Source organism: Mesobacillus selenatarsenatis SF-1 (assembly GCF_000813125.1).
GTDB lineage: Bacteria > Bacillota > Bacilli > Bacillales > Cytobacillaceae > Mesobacillus > Mesobacillus selenatarsenatis.
Genome location: NZ_BASE01000113.1, coordinates 1 through 17,178 on the forward strand (window position 1 = coordinate 1; position 17,178 = coordinate 17,178).

At 40.8% G+C, this 17,178-nt stretch carries 12 protein-coding genes; 7 read left to right on the forward strand and 5 right to left on the reverse strand.

From position 1 onward, the window contains the following. Window positions 1-296: 296 nt before the first annotated feature. The gene (locus TY49_RS20780) at window positions 297-1,535 is read left to right on the forward strand and encodes a BglG family transcription antiterminator (protein ID WP_084135564.1); all 1,239 of its coding nucleotides are present in this window, start codon (window positions 297-299) and stop codon (window positions 1,533-1,535) included. A 289-nt stretch (window positions 1,536-1,824) separates the two neighbouring features. Continuing rightward, window positions 1,825-2,262: an SMI1/KNR4 family protein gene (locus TY49_RS20785; protein WP_041967816.1), complete on the forward strand. Its 438-nt coding sequence runs from the start codon at window positions 1,825-1,827 to the stop codon at window positions 2,260-2,262. A 169-nt stretch (window positions 2,263-2,431) separates the two neighbouring features. On the opposite strand, the gene TY49_RS24005 is transcribed toward TY49_RS20785, so the two are convergent. Next, window positions 2,432-3,115, reverse strand: a complete 684-nt coding sequence (locus tag TY49_RS24005) for a C40 family peptidase (RefSeq protein ID WP_156972740.1) — start codon at window positions 3,113-3,115, stop codon at window positions 2,432-2,434. 261 nt (window positions 3,116-3,376) lie between these two features. Continuing rightward, complete coding sequence (locus TY49_RS20795; RefSeq protein ID WP_041967886.1) at window positions 3,377-4,546, reverse strand: HupE/UreJ family protein; 1,170 nt, start codon at window positions 4,544-4,546, stop codon at window positions 3,377-3,379. 244 nt (window positions 4,547-4,790) lie between these two features. On the opposite strand from TY49_RS20795, the gene TY49_RS20800 reads away from it, so the two are divergent. The 3 genes from TY49_RS20800 to TY49_RS20810 all read left to right on the forward strand — a co-directional run bounded on the left by TY49_RS20800 (window position 4,791) and on the right by TY49_RS20810 (window position 13,297). Further along, window positions 4,791-10,916, forward strand: a complete 6,126-nt coding sequence (locus TY49_RS20800; RefSeq protein WP_052442254.1) for a DUF4350 domain-containing protein — start codon at window positions 4,791-4,793, stop codon at window positions 10,914-10,916. A 552-nt stretch (window positions 10,917-11,468) separates the two neighbouring features. Continuing rightward, window positions 11,469-12,119: a 5-bromo-4-chloroindolyl phosphate hydrolysis family protein gene (locus TY49_RS20805; protein WP_041967817.1), complete on the forward strand. Its 651-nt coding sequence runs from the start codon at window positions 11,469-11,471 to the stop codon at window positions 12,117-12,119. Further along, on the forward strand, window positions 12,119-13,297 hold the full coding sequence (locus TY49_RS20810; protein ID WP_041967818.1) for a toxic anion resistance protein: 1,179 nt from the start codon (window positions 12,119-12,121) through the stop codon (window positions 13,295-13,297). Before TY49_RS20805 ends, TY49_RS20810 begins: the two co-directional genes overlap by 1 nt. A 137-nt stretch (window positions 13,298-13,434) precedes the next feature. Here TY49_RS20810 and TY49_RS25490 read toward each other — a convergent pair whose 3' ends face one another. Further along, window positions 13,435-13,563, reverse strand: coding sequence for a hypothetical protein (locus TY49_RS25490; protein ID WP_267892335.1), 129 nt, complete (start codon window positions 13,561-13,563; stop codon window positions 13,435-13,437). A 203-nt stretch (window positions 13,564-13,766) separates the two neighbouring features. Beyond that, entirely contained in the window at window positions 13,767-14,231 is a 465-nt protein-coding gene (locus TY49_RS20815; protein ID WP_041967819.1) for a hypothetical protein, read from the reverse strand. A gap of 181 nt (window positions 14,232-14,412) precedes the next feature. Here TY49_RS20815 and TY49_RS24010 point away from each other — a divergent pair, with 181 nt between their 5' ends. Then, entirely contained in the window at window positions 14,413-16,215 is a 1,803-nt protein-coding gene (locus TY49_RS24010; RefSeq protein ID WP_052442255.1) for a cell wall-binding repeat-containing protein, read from the forward strand. A 361-nt stretch (window positions 16,216-16,576) separates the two neighbouring features. Then, window positions 16,577-16,720, forward strand: a complete 144-nt coding sequence (locus tag TY49_RS24825; RefSeq protein WP_500778260.1) for a YwzD family small protein — start codon at window positions 16,577-16,579, stop codon at window positions 16,718-16,720. Window positions 16,721-16,819: 99 nt separating this feature from the next. On the opposite strand, the gene TY49_RS20825 is transcribed toward TY49_RS24825, so the two are convergent. Continuing rightward, window positions 16,820-17,008 carry a hypothetical protein gene (locus TY49_RS20825; RefSeq protein ID WP_041967820.1) on the reverse strand — a complete coding sequence of 63 codons (189 nt, stop codon included), beginning with the start codon at window positions 17,006-17,008 and terminating at the stop codon, window positions 16,820-16,822. Window positions 17,009-17,178 lie beyond the last annotated feature (170 nt).

Consider the following 17,178-nt stretch of genomic DNA (forward strand, 5'->3'; position numbering starts at 1 on the left):
GCCCTCAACTTCAGACAAAACCAACGCTAACTCCAGTATTTTTGTCTGAACTGCCCCCGACTTCGGACAAATCCTGCGCCACAGCCAGTAATTATGTCCGAACCAATCCATTCATCATCTACCACTTCGCATTCGTCATATCCCGCCCTGCAATAGTCAATATTCATAAAAAATTGTTGTTCTTATCGAACCAAAAATACCCCTGGGGTATGAAAATAATGCACTACCCTTTATAATGAAATCAAGTAGAGTTTTTTCGTTTTTGTATGTCAGTTAAAAAAGGGTGAGCCTCTTTCATGACAATAAATAAACGTAAAAAAGAGATATTGAGCATGTTGATTCAGACGGATCTATATATTTCTATGGAAACACTCACCAAAGAACTGGGCATCACCAGGAGCACTGTTTACCGTGATATAAAGGGAATTAATGAGTGGCTGGAGAGACATCATCTGCAGTCTGTTCAGCATGCACGGAATAAAGGATTTTATTTGAATTCCGCTGAAAAGGCACGAATAAAAAACAAACTTGGTAAACTTACGCTGGACCCTGAATACCAGCTTTCAGCGAAAGAACGAAGAGCATGGATAGGCGTCTTGTTATTAACCAGGGAGAAGCCAGTCTTTCTGGAGGATTTGCTGAAAAAGCTTAACGTAAGCAGGAGTACGATTTTACGCGATTTAGAAGAATTGAAGGCGAGGCTTCTTCACCATAGGCTGGATTTGCAGCTGGAAAAAGAGCATGGGTACCATATCGTAGGAGCAGAGGAGGATAAACGGCGCAGCCTTGTCCACTTCCTTGCCAGGATTCATCCTGTAAAAGAAAGCCACTGGTTAAGCTTAGAACAACAAATCTCAGAAGGAACTTGGACGACTGAATTATTTGCTTCACCAGAAGCAGCTGGAGTTTACCGTATTTTAATTGAATCTGAGAAATATCTTGATATCCATTACCCCGATGACATGATGGAAATCTTGAGTGTTCACCTGCTGTTCTTGCTAAAAAGATATCGTCAGGGAAAGACGATGCACATGGACCCGATGGAGAAAGTTATCCTGAAGCCATCCGAAGAATATTCGGCAGCTAAATTTATCGGCAATCAAATTGAGAAACAATTCGACTTGAGCATTCCAGATGATGAACTTTGTTATATCACCGTATGCCTGATGGGGGCGAAGACTGAGGAGTATTGTCCAAGCAGTGCAGGAGAGGCCGAGCTTGCACTCTTGAAAAAAATCATTAAAAAGATGGTCAGTGATTTTGAAGAGGATTTTCACCTCGCTTTCCGTGACAGGGATGTTCTTGAACGCAGTCTATATTTTCATCTGAAGTCCGCCTATTATCGGATCATTTATGGACTAGAATACGACAATCCACTGGCTGACTCCATCATCAGCAATTTCCCGGATCTGTACAAGGAAACAAAAAAAATAATACATTACCTTGAAGAGGCCATTGGCAAAAGGGTATCAGATGATGAAGTAGCATTGATTGCGATGCATTTCGGTGGATGGATCGAACGGCCAGGTGCTTGAACAACAAAAAAGTAGCGAAAAGTAACAGGTTCAGACCAGAAAGTAGATTTATAAAAGAAAAGTAATCTTTTTTGTCTATAAATATTTCACTGGTTATGTGGACCAAATTGCTATGCTAGCGATTGGTCCTTTTATTTTTGTATTTAAAATCATTCCTACTTTGAAGGATTCACCGCCTTTATTGAATTCCCTTATTAAACGAAGCAGTACTAGCAGTTGAAGAGGGATTTTCATTAAGGGAGTCGAAAATAAAATTAGGCAAATAAATTGCAATTAAGGGAGCAAATATATGTGGAGAGAATTTGTTACTTCTATTTCGAACGAACACTACTTTAAAGAACCTGCAACAAAGTATGAAATTGATCAAATTCAAAAAGATTTGAATGTTGAATTGCCTGAAGAATTAGCTGGGTTATTGAATGAAACAAATGGTGTTTTCGACAATTGGAATTGTCCGCTCATTTGGTCTGCTTCTCAAATTGTCAAAGACAATCTTTTCTTTAGAAATTTTGATGACTATAAAGATATTTATATGCCATTTGATAATCTTTTCTTTTTCTCGGAAGCTGGTAACGGAGATTTATTTTGCTACGCAATATTAAAAAATGGAAATATTGAAAAGAATGATATATACGTCTGGAATCACGAGGATGATAGTCGGACATGGGTAGCAGCTTCCTTGAAGCAATTTATTGAAGGCTGGCTTACTGACAAAATTGGTGTTTAGTTATATTAACAATGAAATGGCCATATTAGTGTTAAGTTCACTCATGGTTTTCACAGTTTACTTCCAGATCATTTTCTATATAGCAGTTTGAAGAAAATCAATTGCAAAAAATAGACCACCAAATTGAATTACCTCTCAATTTGATGGTCTATTTGTCTTATATAAAAATTTATATTCTCTTAGCGCCAATGAACTTTGGCTTCCAGTATGAATTATTGATGCTTACGATTGATACACCCTTTGAAGTCGCAGAGTGGATCATTTGTCCATTTCCAATGTAGATGGCGACGTGGGTTACTTTCTTGCCACCGCTAGTTGCATAGAATAATAGATCGCCAGGTTGGAAGGAAGTAACTTTGGTACCTGCCTTGCTATACATTTCTGATGCTGTACGAGGTAGTTTTACTCCAGCTTTGTCGAATGAGTATGTTACCAAACCTGAGCAGTCAAATCCGCTTGTGGTATTTCCACCCCATTTATACTTGACTCCCAAATTGCTTTTCGCAACTGAGATTGCTTTGGCTTTATAATCAGCAGTCTTGGTAACAGGTTTTGGTGCAGAAGTTTTCTTAGTAGTTTTTGGTGCAATATATTTAGAGCTTACATAACCTGTTTTTCCTTTTGTTGAAACTTTTGCCCAACCTTTTGATTGGGAAGACACAGTTACTAATTGGTTCTTAGGAAGTTTAGCTACAATTTTTCCAGAAGTAGCTGGTTTATTGCGCATATTTAATGATCCAGAATTAACTTTCACATAATAGGTCGTTCCAGAGGCAGAGGCTTGATCGATAGACGGTGCGACAGTAGCTACCAAAGTGAAGAGCAACATAGATGCTAGGATTCTCTTAAACAAGTAGTTTTACCCCCGTTAATTAAAAGTTAAACCTAGTATATAGCGAAAGGGGTTACAAACAAATAACGGTGGAATTACATTTATATTACAAATTGCGACATTATTCCCAAAGAAGAAACAGGAAATGTAACAGAATGAGGAAAAATTTCCTGGCGAAAGTACTTTATTAGCAATCTTTCAGATGTCAAAAATAATCCCAGGTTATCTTTATGATGAAAAAAGCCTCCACCCAAAAGGGCAGAGGCATTGCATTCCTTCCTACTAAAATAGTCTTTCAAACAGCCAGAAGGCTCCAAATAGAATGATCACAATCGATCCGTATTTAATATATTTGCTCGAATCCTTAAGACGATGAAGATAAGTCAGTAAAGGAAGTAACAGCAGCACAATCATAATCTGGACAACTTCAATTCCAATATTGAAGCTTACAAGTGCAGATGCAAGGTTCCCCTTTGAAAGATTCATCTCTTGAAGGATATTTGCGAACCCAAGGCCGTGGATCAGTCCGAAGACAAAGGTCAAACCCCAGCGATGGCTTACTTCTTTTCTAAAAATATTCTCGACTGCCACATAGATGATGCTCAATGCAATCATAGACTCCACAAATTTTGAAGGCAAATCCATAATCCCCAAAACAGCAAGACTTAACGTGATGCTGTGTGCAACGGTAAAGGAAGTCACAATCAGTGCATATTGCTTGAATGTTTGCTTCCGCAGCAATAAGGCGAACAGGAACAAGAGATGATCATAACCAGTTAAAATATGCGACATTCCAAGCTTGAAAAACGACAACCAGGAAGAACCCGCTGTCTTATTTCCAGGTGCCTCGTCTGCCTGGCCGCTGCTGGATGAAGGATCTCCCCCTGCCTGCTGTTCTTGCTGAGGTTCTGTGAGCAGGATGGTCCAGGACCTATTTTCTCCCTGAAGAGCAGCTTGACTGGACTCTCCGAACATGGTCGCGGATAGCAGGTTCACATAATTGGTATCTGCGTCTTTGTAAAAGAGACCGTCATTGATGGTAATGGTATCCCCAGGCTGAAAAGCGGAATATTTTAACGAAAGAGAAAGAAATTCTTTATTATCCTTTTCCTCAATTTCCATCGAGATCACTTCAGGTTCTTGCTGCTCGTTATTTTTATCAAGAATCACGCTATGTGTAAGAAATTCAACGAGATGGTCTTCCTCATTATTGATTTCTTTCATCTGAAGGATATTATCGTTATTTTGGTCGATATCTTCCTGAAGTTCAATGATTGATAGTGTATCTATGGAAAAATGAAAGGTTGTCTCATCTTCATTAAATTCAACATTTGTGAAGCTTGCACTGTAAGGATGCGCAAAAGTAAGCGCAGGGAAGGTGAAAAGAATTAAACTGATTATTGCGATGAGGCGAAAAACTGTTTTTGATTGGATCTTTCGTTGTCTATCCATTTTCACTTGATGCCCTCCTGATATGTAAAAATAGCTATATATTCCTATTTAGTATAATCATATTTTCTTAATTTAGTATATAAGTGTTGGCAAAATGTCGAATTTTAACTAAATTTAAACAATTTTATATATCTTTAGAACTAGATTAATTATAAAATTGAATTAACTACGGTATTTTAGGGAAGGAGTGCACATTAAAAAGATTACATATCAGATAGAAAAAGAGAGAAAGGTAGGTAATTTGATGAACAGGAAAATGAGAAGTTACAGAAAATGGACAAGTGTGTTCATGGCTGCTTTATTGCTTATTAGTACGTTTTTACCAAGCAGTGCGGCAAAAAGTGTAAGCGCCTCCATAGCTGGTAATGTTGTCATCAGCCAGGTTTATGGCGGAGGTGGCAATAGCGGAGCGACATTTTCAAATGATTTCATAGAATTATATAATCCAACAGCTCAAGAAATCTCATTGGACGGCTGGTCGATTCAGAAGGCCAGCAGTACGGGGACAAGCTGGCAAAAGATTAATCTGGCAGGGGTAATTAAACCTTACAGTTATTTTTTAATCGAAGGTAAGGCAGGTAAAACTGTTACAGACAAGCCTTTGCCACAATATGATATCAATGATCCGAATTTTGATATGGGAGCAAAGACTGGAAAGGTAGCACTAGTAAAACATACCGATGAGTTAACCGGAAAGAATCCTGAAGATCTAGTGGATTTTGTTGGTTTTGGATCCGGTACTGAGGGATATGAAGGTTCAGGCCCTACTCCTACTTTATCTAATTCAACCAGTGCTCAACGTCGTCCTTATGCAAACGTTGATCCAGCAGCAGGTTTAGGTAATGCGTGGGATTCAGATGATAATGCTCTGGACTTCGTAGCAGCGACTCCTGTTCCAAAAAACAGTGAAAGCCCTGCTGAAAAGCCGATGGAGTCTAATATTAGCTTGCAGCCTGTTGGCAGCAAGGTTCTATTTACACTTAAAGATTCCTCAGCGACAATCAGCGCTCTTGCAGAAGCATCATTTGCAAACTCAATGATTAAAGTCTATGAAACTAGCTCCAAAGTAAACGAGCTTGCATCTGCATCAGCAGCTGCTGATGGTTCTTTTGAAGTAAGTTTCACGGTTGGAAGTGCAGTGGATGCTGTATTCATCACGGCCACTCAGGACGGCAAAGATGAAAGTGAAGCGGTCCAGGTCGATGTAGCGACAGCAAGTGAAAGTGTTGTGGCAGATAAATTAAGCTACAGCATTGATGGAGATGGCAAAGGTACGCTTATAGGAAATGCAGGAGCGGCAATTTCGCGCTCCCTCATTAACGTATATCCAAATTCATCAGCTGATTCACAGGAAAGATTGAATAGCGAAGCAGTAGAAGTTCTAGGCACGGGCGGTTTCGCAGCGATTTCTTTTGCTGATGCTCCAGATACAGTTTATGTAACGCAGCAAACAACAACGGACAACGGCATCATGCTCGAAAGTGTACCAGTATCGGTCACGAAGGCAGATACTTCTACAACTACACCTTTAAGCGAAGTGAAACAAACGGATGATAAGGGAATCCTCAAAAACCTAAATCAATTTTTCACGGTTGAAGGGATTGTCACCGTTGATAATGGTGTAATGGGAACCCAGAAAAACAATTTCTATATTCAGGACGAGACAGCCGGGATCAATATATTCGGTTATCTTGATACTGGATTGACAATCAAAAGCGGCGATAAGCTGAAAGTAACAGGTAAACTTATTCAGTACAAAGGTTTGTCTGAACTGGATGCAACAGCTATCACTAAAGTAAGTGAAGGCAATGAACTGCCTCAACCTAAGGATGTTACAATCCTGGATTTGAATACATTCACTACCGTTGAGCCTCTTGAAGGCAGCCTTGTAAAAGTTACCGGGAAGGTTTCAGCTGTAGCTTCTCAAGGATCCAACTGGAATGTAACTTTAGTCGATCAAAATAACAAAGCAACGACAGTCAGGATCATGGAAGCTACTGGAATCAAGGGTGATGAAGTATTCACGGCTGAAAAGAGCTACACTGTCACCGGGATTGTCGGACAATACACATCAAATGCTACACATGTAAGCGGGTATCAGGTATTTCCGCGAAACGTGAAGGATATAACGGCACAATTAAGCATTGACCACGCACCTTTAACTCAGGTTTATAAAAATACTGATGTTGAATTTGTCGCAAAGGCAAGCGGAGCAGAAAAAGTCACTGTTTTCTATCGTGCAAACAGTACGGTGGATTATACTGCTTTGCCGATGGCAGAAGGCAGCGATGGGCGTTATACGGCTGTGCTAGAAGCAGCGAAAGTTCCTCAGGATGGCTTTGAGTATTATATTGAAGCAGTTGAAGGCAGCAAAACGCAAACATCAGGATCAAGTGATCAACCACATCAGGTTACTTTGACAGAGGACAAAGAAGGTCCTCGCCTCTATGGTGAAACACCAGTTGGCGGCTCGAAAGTAGAGAGTCCAAAACCGGAAATTTCCGTACTGATGGAGGATCCAAGCGAAGTTGATGAAACAACAGTGAAGGTTTGGCTGGATGGAACAGCGGTAGAATCTGCATCCATCAGCAAAAGCCAGGTGAAGTTCACAACTGCAGAGGGACTGTCCCTTGGAAAACACACTGTAAAAGTAGTTGCTGAAGATAGCTTAAGCAATGCAAGCGAATTTGAATGGACATTTGAAGTCGTCACTCGTTTTACTGGCGGCGAGCACTTCCGTGGCACAACACATAACCATACAAAGATTTCTCATGATGCTACAGGGGAACCTCTGGATGCATTGAAGGCTGGCCAGAGGTATGGATATGACTGGTTCGCTTTCTCCGACCACTCACATGATATCGATCCTGGACAAATGGATACAGTTGAGCGCGAAGGACTGGCGGAGCGGACTGGCGGTTCAGACTGGCAGTTAACGAAGGATCTATCTGATCAATATACGAAGAATGGCGAATACGTTGTATTCCCAGCGTTCGAAATGACGTCAACTACATGGGGCCACTCGAATGTTTTTGGAACAGAAAACTTCATTGACCGTAATGTTAATGGCAAGATGTATCAGGACCTGAATAATTATTATGCATGGGTCATGACATATGACGATATTGTCGGGCAGTTCAACCACCCTGATATGTCTAAAAACGCATTCAACAACTTTAAGCCATACGACAAAGACGCTGACAGGCTCTTCACGATGCTTGAGGTTGGAAATGGTTCCGGACACTATGGCTACGCGAATGCAGAGAAAAAATTCTTCTCGGTCCTTGATCTAGGATGGCATGTAGCACCGACATATGGTGAGGACAATCATGAAGGCACATGGGGTCAGACAAGGGCAAGAACAGTGATCGTTGCTGACAGCTTGTCACAGGAATCACTGCTGCACTCTATGCGCAATATGCGTGTGTACATGGTAGAAGACCCTAACTTTACATTGGATGTAAAGGCAAACGGATTCTACATGGGTTCAACTGTCGATAGTAAATCTCTGAAATTCAACATTTCAGGAAGTGACGCAGTAGCGGAAGACAAGTCAATGGCTGATTATAGCTATTTATCCGCTGACTATAAATCGGACGACAGAGTCGAAAAAGTTGAATTGATTTCAAATGGCGGCACTGTAGTAGATTCAATTTCTCCGATGGAAAAAGATTTCACATGGGAGCCTTCTTACACTGTTACTGGCGGCCAGCAATGGTTTGTTGTAAGAGTGACTCAGGCTGATGGAGAGCGCATGTATTCTGCTCCGATCTGGTCTAAAGAAGAAGCTGTTGATGTCAAAGTCAACGGAATTGATGTTGCAGGCGATGTCATTGTTGAGGGCAACCCGGCTACATTAAAAGCGAATATCAGCAACAACGGAACTCAAGAGATCAAGAATATCAAGGTTGACCTTTACTATGATGAAGTGAAGGAAGCAAACCAGATTGGTACACAAACACTCTCTTCGATCTTGTCAAAAGGTGTGGGAACAGCGGAATTCACTTGGAGCAGCCCTGTCAAAGGCAACCATAAGTTGATCGCAGTTGTTACTTCACTGGAAGGTCTTGATCTGGGTGATACGAAATTTGAGCTGCAAGTACAGGTCAAAGAACCATTAGGCATCAAAGTGCTGATCGATGCGAAGCACGGTAATGAAAACACAAGCAGTGATGGTGGTTCGTATAAAGACAACCTTAAGGCATTCACTGTCCTTCTTCAAAAAGAAGGATATACAGTTGAGGAAAATACGAAGACGATCACAGATGAAGTATTATCCAATGTGAAACTATTGGTGCTGACACATCCTAAGACCGATTTGACTCCAGAGGAAAATACTGCTGTTGCCAAATTTGTCAAAGAAGGCGGAAGCTTATTGATGGCAGGGAAGAGCAACTACAGCACAAATCCTGCTATTAACAATGACCTGCTCGCTGAAATTGGAGCAGAAATCCGCATGGGGAATGATGGAGTATTTGATGTAAGTGAAGATGGAAACTTCTGGAGCGATCCAGCAAAGAGCCCATTCGCAGTCAGATTATTCCCAGGTTCGGTACCAAATTATATTACTGACCGCGTATCATTCATTGATTATTACAGCGGAACAAGCTTATCCGGTGCGAACGATACAGCTTTGACTGACAGCGAAAAAGTGACGATCCTTGCAAAAGGTAATGAAACAACCTATCAGGGCAATATCAAAGGTGGATTCACTTATGATGCTGTTTCAGATGAAACCGGCGGATCTGCAATTCCGATGATTGCATCAGAAGAAATCGGCGAAAAGGGACGTATCATTGTATCTGGTATGAATATTTTCAACGATAAGCAAATGGATGAATCCTATGAACCAAAAGGTAATGATGAGTTCACGCTGAATGCGGTCAACTGGCTCGCGAATCGTGAAACTACAATCAAGAAAATCGGCGATGCAAGAAAGCTTGCTGAAGATACACACACAGTGATCGAAGGAACAGTCACTACAGGTGCAGGAGTATTCTTTGACGCATTCTACGTCCAGGATGAAACTGGCGGAATCATGGCATTCCAGGAAGTCCCTGATGGCTCGCTCAAGCCGGGTGATAAGGTCCGTATATATGGACATATCATCACATTCGATAACAACAAGGAAATCGAGTTTGTCAAATTCGATCAGGATGTCATCAAGATTGGCGAGGGAGATCCTATCCAGCCAAAACAAGTGACAACTGGAGAAGCAACATCAGAAGCTAACCAGGGATTGCTTGTTAAAGTCAAAGGTAAGGTAGTCTCCAAATTTGATGATAACTCTTATGTAATTAATGATGGTTCTGGTGATGTACTAGTATTTACTGACGGTTACATTGTGAACCAAAGCGGACCTGTTCCTTTGCTCATGATTGGTGAAACGCTGGAAGCAGTCGGTCTTTCAGGTTCATTTGCACAGGGAGAACGAATCAGGGTACGTGATACGAAAGAATTGCAAAAGGTAATTGAACTTCCTGGTGGAACGGACCCAGGAGACGGTGACACAGACCCGGGTGATGGTGACACAGATCCAGGAGACGGTGACACAGACCCAGGTGATGGTGATACTGAACCAGGCGATGGCGGCACGAAACCAGGAGATAATCCAACCAAGCCAGGAACAGTCGTAAATCCAGTTAATGGAGTCATTACACCAGTTGGTAAGACTTCTAAAGATAAGAAGTCAATGACTGTAGTTATTGAAGGAATTAATTTAGAAGATATCAAAAAAGGTCAAGTGGTTGCAATCAAACCAAAGGATTCATCTACAACTGAGGTGCTTAAAGTAACATTAACTTCAACTGCACTTGAGAATTTGATTGAAAATAATAGTGGAATGAAGATCAATAAGACAGATGCTGAGTTAGTTATTCCGCCAGCAATGCTTGAAATGATGGTGGAATTGGCTAAAGGAAAGGACATTTCTATTACTTTGAAGCAAATGTCCGCTCCAGGTGCAATTGGATTTGTGTACGACTTTACTATTCTTGCAGGTACTGAAACACTGCATGACTTTAATGGCAAGAAGATCACTATTGCCCTGAATGTCGACAAAGATGCTGTAAAGGGAATTGATCCGGCAAATATTAAAATGTACTACTACAACGAATCCACCAAGAAATGGGAACTTCTGAAAGATAGCGTGTACGATGCTAAGACAGGAATTGTAACAGCAACGACTACACACTTCAGTACATTCGGTGTTTTCGAAGCGACAGAAGAAACAAAAGGAGCTCCGGTTACAGTTGAAGAAGGCAATAAACTGCCAAAGACAGCAACGAATATCTATAATTACTTGATTGCTGGCCTGCTTCTATTAATGGGTGGCACCTTCATTCTCTTCCGCCAGCGCAGAAGAGCATAATATCTTATCAAGGAACCTTATCCTCCGTTGAGGGTAAGGTTTTTTGTCTGATCCCGGTTAAATCAAAAGCTTCTAACAGGGATCAGACAAATTCATCAAAATTAATCATTATTATGACCTTTCTTATTTTGTTTGCTTATAACTGTTAACAATAAAAATTTTTCCTCCGGGCTCAACATGCTCCAGCTTCCTGCTTTTACTTTCATTTGAAACACTCCTTTAAAATGTATTTTTTTTACTATTGCTTTCTGTTAATCCCTATATACCGCCTTTTTTGAAAAATGAAACAACAAAAATTTCTACAAATTACCATGTATTCCTGCAAGCTAGTCCACATCTTTTGTCGAAAAGTCGATATATAACGATATTAAATATTTCCAGTTTGAGTTCATCTACGTCTCAAGACCTAGAACACAGTACAAACTGAGTCTGTAGAAAAACAGCTTGTTTTGAAGTATTGTATAAGGGAGAAAACATTTTTTTACAGCGAATGAAACATTCTGTGTCTCCTATTCGTATAGATAGGAAGATTCAAAACAGGAGTCGATACTAATGAATAAATTCCTTTTACGATTTATGCAAACTGGTGCGGCAATCCCCTTTTCGGCGTTCATCTGGCTGCTGGCTTATGCAGGTTTTGACCAGACATTCTGGATGTCGTCGCTTTATGGGTTTATGGGCGGCGGAGTGATGTTTTTTGGACTAGGTTCATACATGCAAAGACGCTTTTTGGAAAAAAACAGGCTGACCATGAAGGAATACAAATATATTAAGAGAAATCTTAAAGAAGCGAATGTGAAGATCAACAGAATCCAGAAGTCGCTCTTTTCCGTCCGGCATATCCGTTCGCTGAAACACAGGATGGAGCTTTTGCGGCTTGTGAAAAACATCCAGAAGCTGAGCAATCGCGAACCAAGAAGATTCTTCAAGGCGGAACAGTTTTATTTTTCTCATCTTGATTCGATCATGGAACTAAGTGAAAAGTATGCCTTCCTATCCTCCCAGCCAGCCAAAAATCGGGAATTGGAGTACTCGTTACAGGATACGCAGGACACTTTAAAGGATCTTACGAAGATCGTTGAGAAAGATTTGAATTATATGCTGGAAGAAGATCTTGACCATTTGAATTTTGAAATAGACGTGGCAAAGCATTCGATCAAGAAACGAAATGAAATTCCTGATGAAACCAGGAGGTTAAAATAATGACGGAAAAAAATCCTGACCTATTAAAAAATACCGGAAATATCATGGACGATATCTTAACGAACCCGTTTGGAGATTCACCTGAACTGCAGCTGCAGCCCAGCCCGCAGCGACAGGACAGCAAACCAGTTAAGCTGATTGATGTCATCCCTGAGGAAAATCGTCAGCGAGCCTATCAATTGGCTGAGCAGATTGACCCGAAGAATCATCAGGCGATGATTCAATATGGTACCCAGGCACAAGGGAAACTGCTGACTTTTTCTCATGCGATGCTTGACCATGTCCAGAAGAAGGATATCGGCGAAGTAGGGGAAATCATCAATGACTTGATGAAGCATCTCAATGATATGAATCCCGATGAACTCAGTACCGAAAAGCAATCTTTCTTTGCTCGGATGTTTGGCAAGATTTCAGGTTCTGTTCAGGAGATCCTCTCCAAGTATCAGAAGACTGGGGCACAAATTGACCGGATCAGCGTGAAGCTAGACCGAAGCAAAAACGTCTTGCTGTCGGACATTGGCATGCTCGAGAAATTGTACGAAACAAACAAGGAATATTTCAATGCGTTGAATATTTATATAGCTGCTGGAGAACTGAAGCTTGAGGAACTGCATGATAAAACAATTCCTGAACTTAAGAAGGCTGCAGAAACTTCACAGGATCAAATGAAGTTCCAGGAAGTCAATGATATGATTCAGTTTGCTGACCGGCTGGATAAGCGTCTCTATGACCTGAAATTAAGCAGGGAAATCACGATCCAGAGTGCGCCGCAAATTCGCCTGATCCAGAATACGAACCAGGCGCTTGTAGAAAAAATCCAGTCATCGATCGTGACAGCGATCCCGCTCTGGAAAAACCAGGTCGCCATTGCCCTGACACTGATTAGGCAACGGCATGCGGTGGAGGCACAGAAGCAGGTGTCCAAGACAACCAATGAACTACTGCTGAAAAATGCTGAAATGCTTAAGACAAATACCATCGAAACAGCGAAAGAAAACGAGCGCGGCATTGTCGATATCGAAACGCTGAAGAAAACGCAGGAAAACCTGATCACGACATTGGAAGAAACATTGAGGATTCAGGAAGAAGGCCGGACGAAGCGTCGTCAGGCAGAACAGGATCTGGCTTCAATGGAGAATGAGTTGAGGTTGAAGCTGTTGGAGATTAAGGATAAGTAAGAAAGAACGGGGGGAATACTCCCGTTTTTTTATGAATATATATATAGAAAATAAAAAGCCAGTTACCGTGGGCAACAAGCTGTATTACTACTATTATTCAGGATAGATACTCTGTTTCTATATGTACGGAAATGGTATCAGCCAAAGATCTTCTTTCGGGGTTTATTGCCTACTTTGATAAATGTATGTCCGTCTTTACTCTTATAAAGTTTGATTCCTATGAACTTCAATGGGGTGAACACTTCTTTCATTTGTACTAATGGCATCTCAAAACCCTCCCGTGTAAAGTATACATAAATTGTACCTAAATAAAGAACGTAAATAAATAAAATGTTCTCGATAAAAAACGACGGATAATGAGCTTTCAGGCTGATATTATGGATTAAATTGTTAGTAATTGTCTTTTTATGGAGGTTTTAAGGGTAAAAAGTATTATATATTTTAATGATATCAAGAATTTTCTTATATATCAGTGATTAAAGTCCCATATGATGACCCAATCTTCTTTATATTCAACAACATACACCTCTTGCAAAAAGCTGAATCTTCCATATTTCCCTGTATATCTTTGTTTGACTTCAAACCTAAAAGCAGTATCAAATGGTTTTTCTCCCTTAGCTGCTTTCCATCCTTTCAGCTCTTCCGCTTCGCTGATTTCATATGAAAATGTTTCTGCGCCAAAATGGCCAATAAATACATGTGATCGATCCTGGATGTATGCGGCTTTATGGAACTTCTCCTTCATATATGGGTGGAACAGTTTCCAGGAGCCAGAAAAGTTCGCATCCTGCTCGAAGGAATAGAACTGGTCAACAACTTCTTTTGCCTCACTGGTAGGCGAGTTTAGCAAAAAGCGGGCTCCAAGAAACCCAATGACCATAAGGACCGCTAGAAATATGAAAAGGACAAGATGTTGCTGCTTTTTCTTATGCATTGGTGGGACTCCTTTAATGTGGATGGCTTATTCCAATAATATGAGAAGGGTTTTAGGGATATACGAAATAAGTGAATTCTCGATTTTCCTCAATTTTCTATTTTAAGAGCATTTTGTATAGAAAGATGATTGGAAGAATGTTACCATTTAACAAGAATGATAGATTGAGAGGAGAAGGGGAATGAATAGATTAGTAACAATCATGCTGGCCATTTTGCTAATTGTAGTACCGTTTCAAGGTATTCAAGCAGAAGGAGCCGAGTATTATGAGAACCCGCCATTAAAGGTTATTGACCAGTATTTGACGGATGCAGCGCTGAAACATGATGTGCCGCCGGAAATCGTCAAAGCAATTGCCATGAAGGAAAGTGATTGGGAACAATTTGAAAACGGGAAGCCTAAAATAGGAAATGATGGTGCAGGGATTGGCATTATGCAAATAACGAATGATCCCCGCTTTGACATTAATAGACTTAGAACAGATATTAAATTTAATATAGACGCTGGAGTTCAAATCCTTAATGAAAAATTCAGTGCTTTGAACGACAACGAACAGCTTCCAACGATCAATAATAATGACAGGCATATTCTAGAAAGTTGGTATTTTGCGGTATTGGCTTACAATGGAAAGGTCCAAAAAAATAGTCCTATTGTTAAGGCCACTGGTGAAACCAATGATGAGGCTTATCAAGAAATAGTCTATAGTTACATTGAGGAGAAACACCCTGGTATGGGAGTTTACCCTTTGCCTTTTGACTTTAAGGCGGAAGATTTTACTTATTCAGGTTGGCCTAATTATCGATTGTCTTTTGAAAAAGACCACTATGAAGTGCCTGATCATCTTCTAACCGAAAGTAAGTACTTCTTCAAGCCTAAAGATGTTGTGTTTTCGGCTAAAGCTGCCAATATTCGCACAGAACCAACACAGGATTCAAAAGCTGTGAAGACTCTTCCTAAAGGTGTAAGCGAACCGGTAACGATACTAGAAGATTTTAAATACGATCAATCCAAAGAGCCTGCAAAGTTCGATGATTATGACCAATTTATATGGTATAAGGTAAAAGCGAAAGACGGTACCGTTGGATACACGTCTTCCCATGAGCTCAAGCACATTGCCAGCAGGCTATCAGGTCCTGGCCGTTATGAGACAGCTGCTGCCATTTCACAGGAGGGCTGGGAAAGGGGAGCCGACACAGTTGTCCTGGCAACGGGGATTGATTTCCCGGATGCATTGGCAGGAACTCCGCTGGCATACCAGCTAGATGCCCCTATGCTTTTGACAGAAACGGACAAACTACCTTTTGCGACAGAGAGAGAAATCATTAACTTAGGGGCGAAAAGAGCAATTCTCCTCGGAAGCACGTCCGCGATTAGTGATAAGGTAAGGGATCAGCTTAGGGACATGGGTCTGAAGGTAGAACGCTATGGGGGAAGTCATCGTTTCGCTACAGCGATTACAATCGCAGAGAAACTTCCAGTGAAGGGTGATACGGCAATACTTGCTAACGGACGCAATTTCCCGGATGCTCTATCGATTGCTGCTTATGCGGCAAGAAATAACTACCCGATCTTCCTGACTGATAAATCGACACTTAATGCTGCTACCTTTAACGAATTAAAGAAATATAAGCACACCATCGTTGTAGGAAGCGAAGATGTAATCAACCAAAAGATTCTCAGTGGTCTCCCTGATGTAACGCGTTATGGCGGCAGTGACCGCTACGCAACGAATGCTGATATTGTAAGCAGGCTTCCACTTGGAAAAGAGAAAGCGTACATTGCCAATGGAGAGAGATTCGCGGATGCGTTGACAGGAGCGGTTTTGGCAGCAAAGAATAACGCCCCGCTGCTGCTATCAAACGCAGACAACATTCCATGGGCGGTTCATAACACGATGATCAAACAGGATTACAACCATTACACACTGCTCGGTGGAAACGACGTCATGAATATCCAGTATGAACTAGCTGAACTAATAAGGTAGTAATTTGAGACAATGAGTTTATCGCTCATTGTCTTTTTTTTTTTGCTCTGTTAACGTCAATTGTTGTTTTTACACCCTGTTGATTGTAGTGGAAGGCGCGAAGACTCCTGCGGGATGAGCAAGTCATGGGGAGACCCCGGAGGCGCGTAAAGCGCCGAGGAGGCTCCCCGACTGCCCGCGGAAAGCGAAGCGCCTGGAACGGAAATCAACAGCCGAATTTATCAAAGAGTTTTTGTTAAAAAAACACAAATTTAACTAAAATGTAACAAAATATTACTGGAAAGATATTTACAAATGGCTGGAAGTTTAATAGAATGATGTCATATTTTAGCGAACGCGGAGGATTTATTCATTGAAAGACGTGAAAGTGGAAGAGGCTAGTAATCTTGATTTTGTCGCAGTGTTAAAGAATGCCTATGAAAAAGGCTTGAATGACAAAGAAATGACTGTTGAAAAGATTCTGGAAGAATTAAAGATCGACCTAAAGAATATTATCACTATATAAAAATTCAGGAGGCGGATTTCCGCCTCCTTTCTTCTTGCTACAATGAAGCTGTGTTTAGTTTCAGCCATTTTCTGTGTTGATCAAGTCACTTCAGCTTTCTTATGAAAAACTAGTCTGTAAGCTTTGAATCTGGCGATGGTGATCGGCCGCCATCTTCTCGTGGAATTCCATTCTATTCGCAAGTTTCTTGCGTAGATCCGGACAGATACAATCTTTAATAAGGGCTTTATTATAGCCATGTTGATAAGAATGCCAATGGTACTTAACGCGGTAAATAAGCTTTTTCATGTCAGCTTACCTCCTGGAAGTATTGGTATCTTTATATACCCCAGATTATTCGAAGGAAAACAATCGTTTATTAGGGTTTTAGTGTAACTCGATTAATAATAGTAGTATTGACCCATTACAAATATTGTAAAATCAAATAATATTAGCTTGTTAACTTAATTGAAAAAAAG

What these genes read in the sequence shown, in the direction of transcription:
- TY49_RS20800 (WP_052442254.1), top strand. Translation starts at nt 4,791, where the DNA reads ATGAACAGGAAAATGAGAAGTTACAGAAAATGGACAAGTGTGTTCATG.
- TY49_RS20795 (WP_041967886.1), bottom strand. Translation starts at nt 4,546, where the DNA reads ATGGATAGACAACGAAAGATCCAATCAAAAACAGTTTTTCGCCTCATC.
- TY49_RS20810 (WP_041967818.1), top strand. Translation starts at nt 12,119, where the DNA reads ATGACGGAAAAAAATCCTGACCTATTAAAAAATACCGGAAATATCATG.
- TY49_RS20825 (WP_041967820.1), bottom strand. Translation starts at nt 17,008, where the DNA reads ATGAAAAAGCTTATTTACCGCGTTAAGTACCATTGGCATTCTTATCAA.
- TY49_RS20815 (WP_041967819.1), bottom strand. Translation starts at nt 14,231, where the DNA reads ATGCATAAGAAAAAGCAGCAACATCTTGTCCTTTTCATATTTCTAGCG.
- TY49_RS20805 (WP_041967817.1), top strand. Translation starts at nt 11,469, where the DNA reads ATGAATAAATTCCTTTTACGATTTATGCAAACTGGTGCGGCAATCCCC.
- TY49_RS24010 (WP_052442255.1), top strand. Translation starts at nt 14,413, where the DNA reads ATGAATAGATTAGTAACAATCATGCTGGCCATTTTGCTAATTGTAGTA.
- TY49_RS20780 (WP_084135564.1), top strand. Translation starts at nt 297, where the DNA reads ATGACAATAAATAAACGTAAAAAAGAGATATTGAGCATGTTGATTCAG.
- TY49_RS20785 (WP_041967816.1), top strand. Translation starts at nt 1,825, where the DNA reads ATGTGGAGAGAATTTGTTACTTCTATTTCGAACGAACACTACTTTAAA.
- TY49_RS25490 (WP_267892335.1), bottom strand. Translation starts at nt 13,563, where the DNA reads ATGCCATTAGTACAAATGAAAGAAGTGTTCACCCCATTGAAGTTCATA.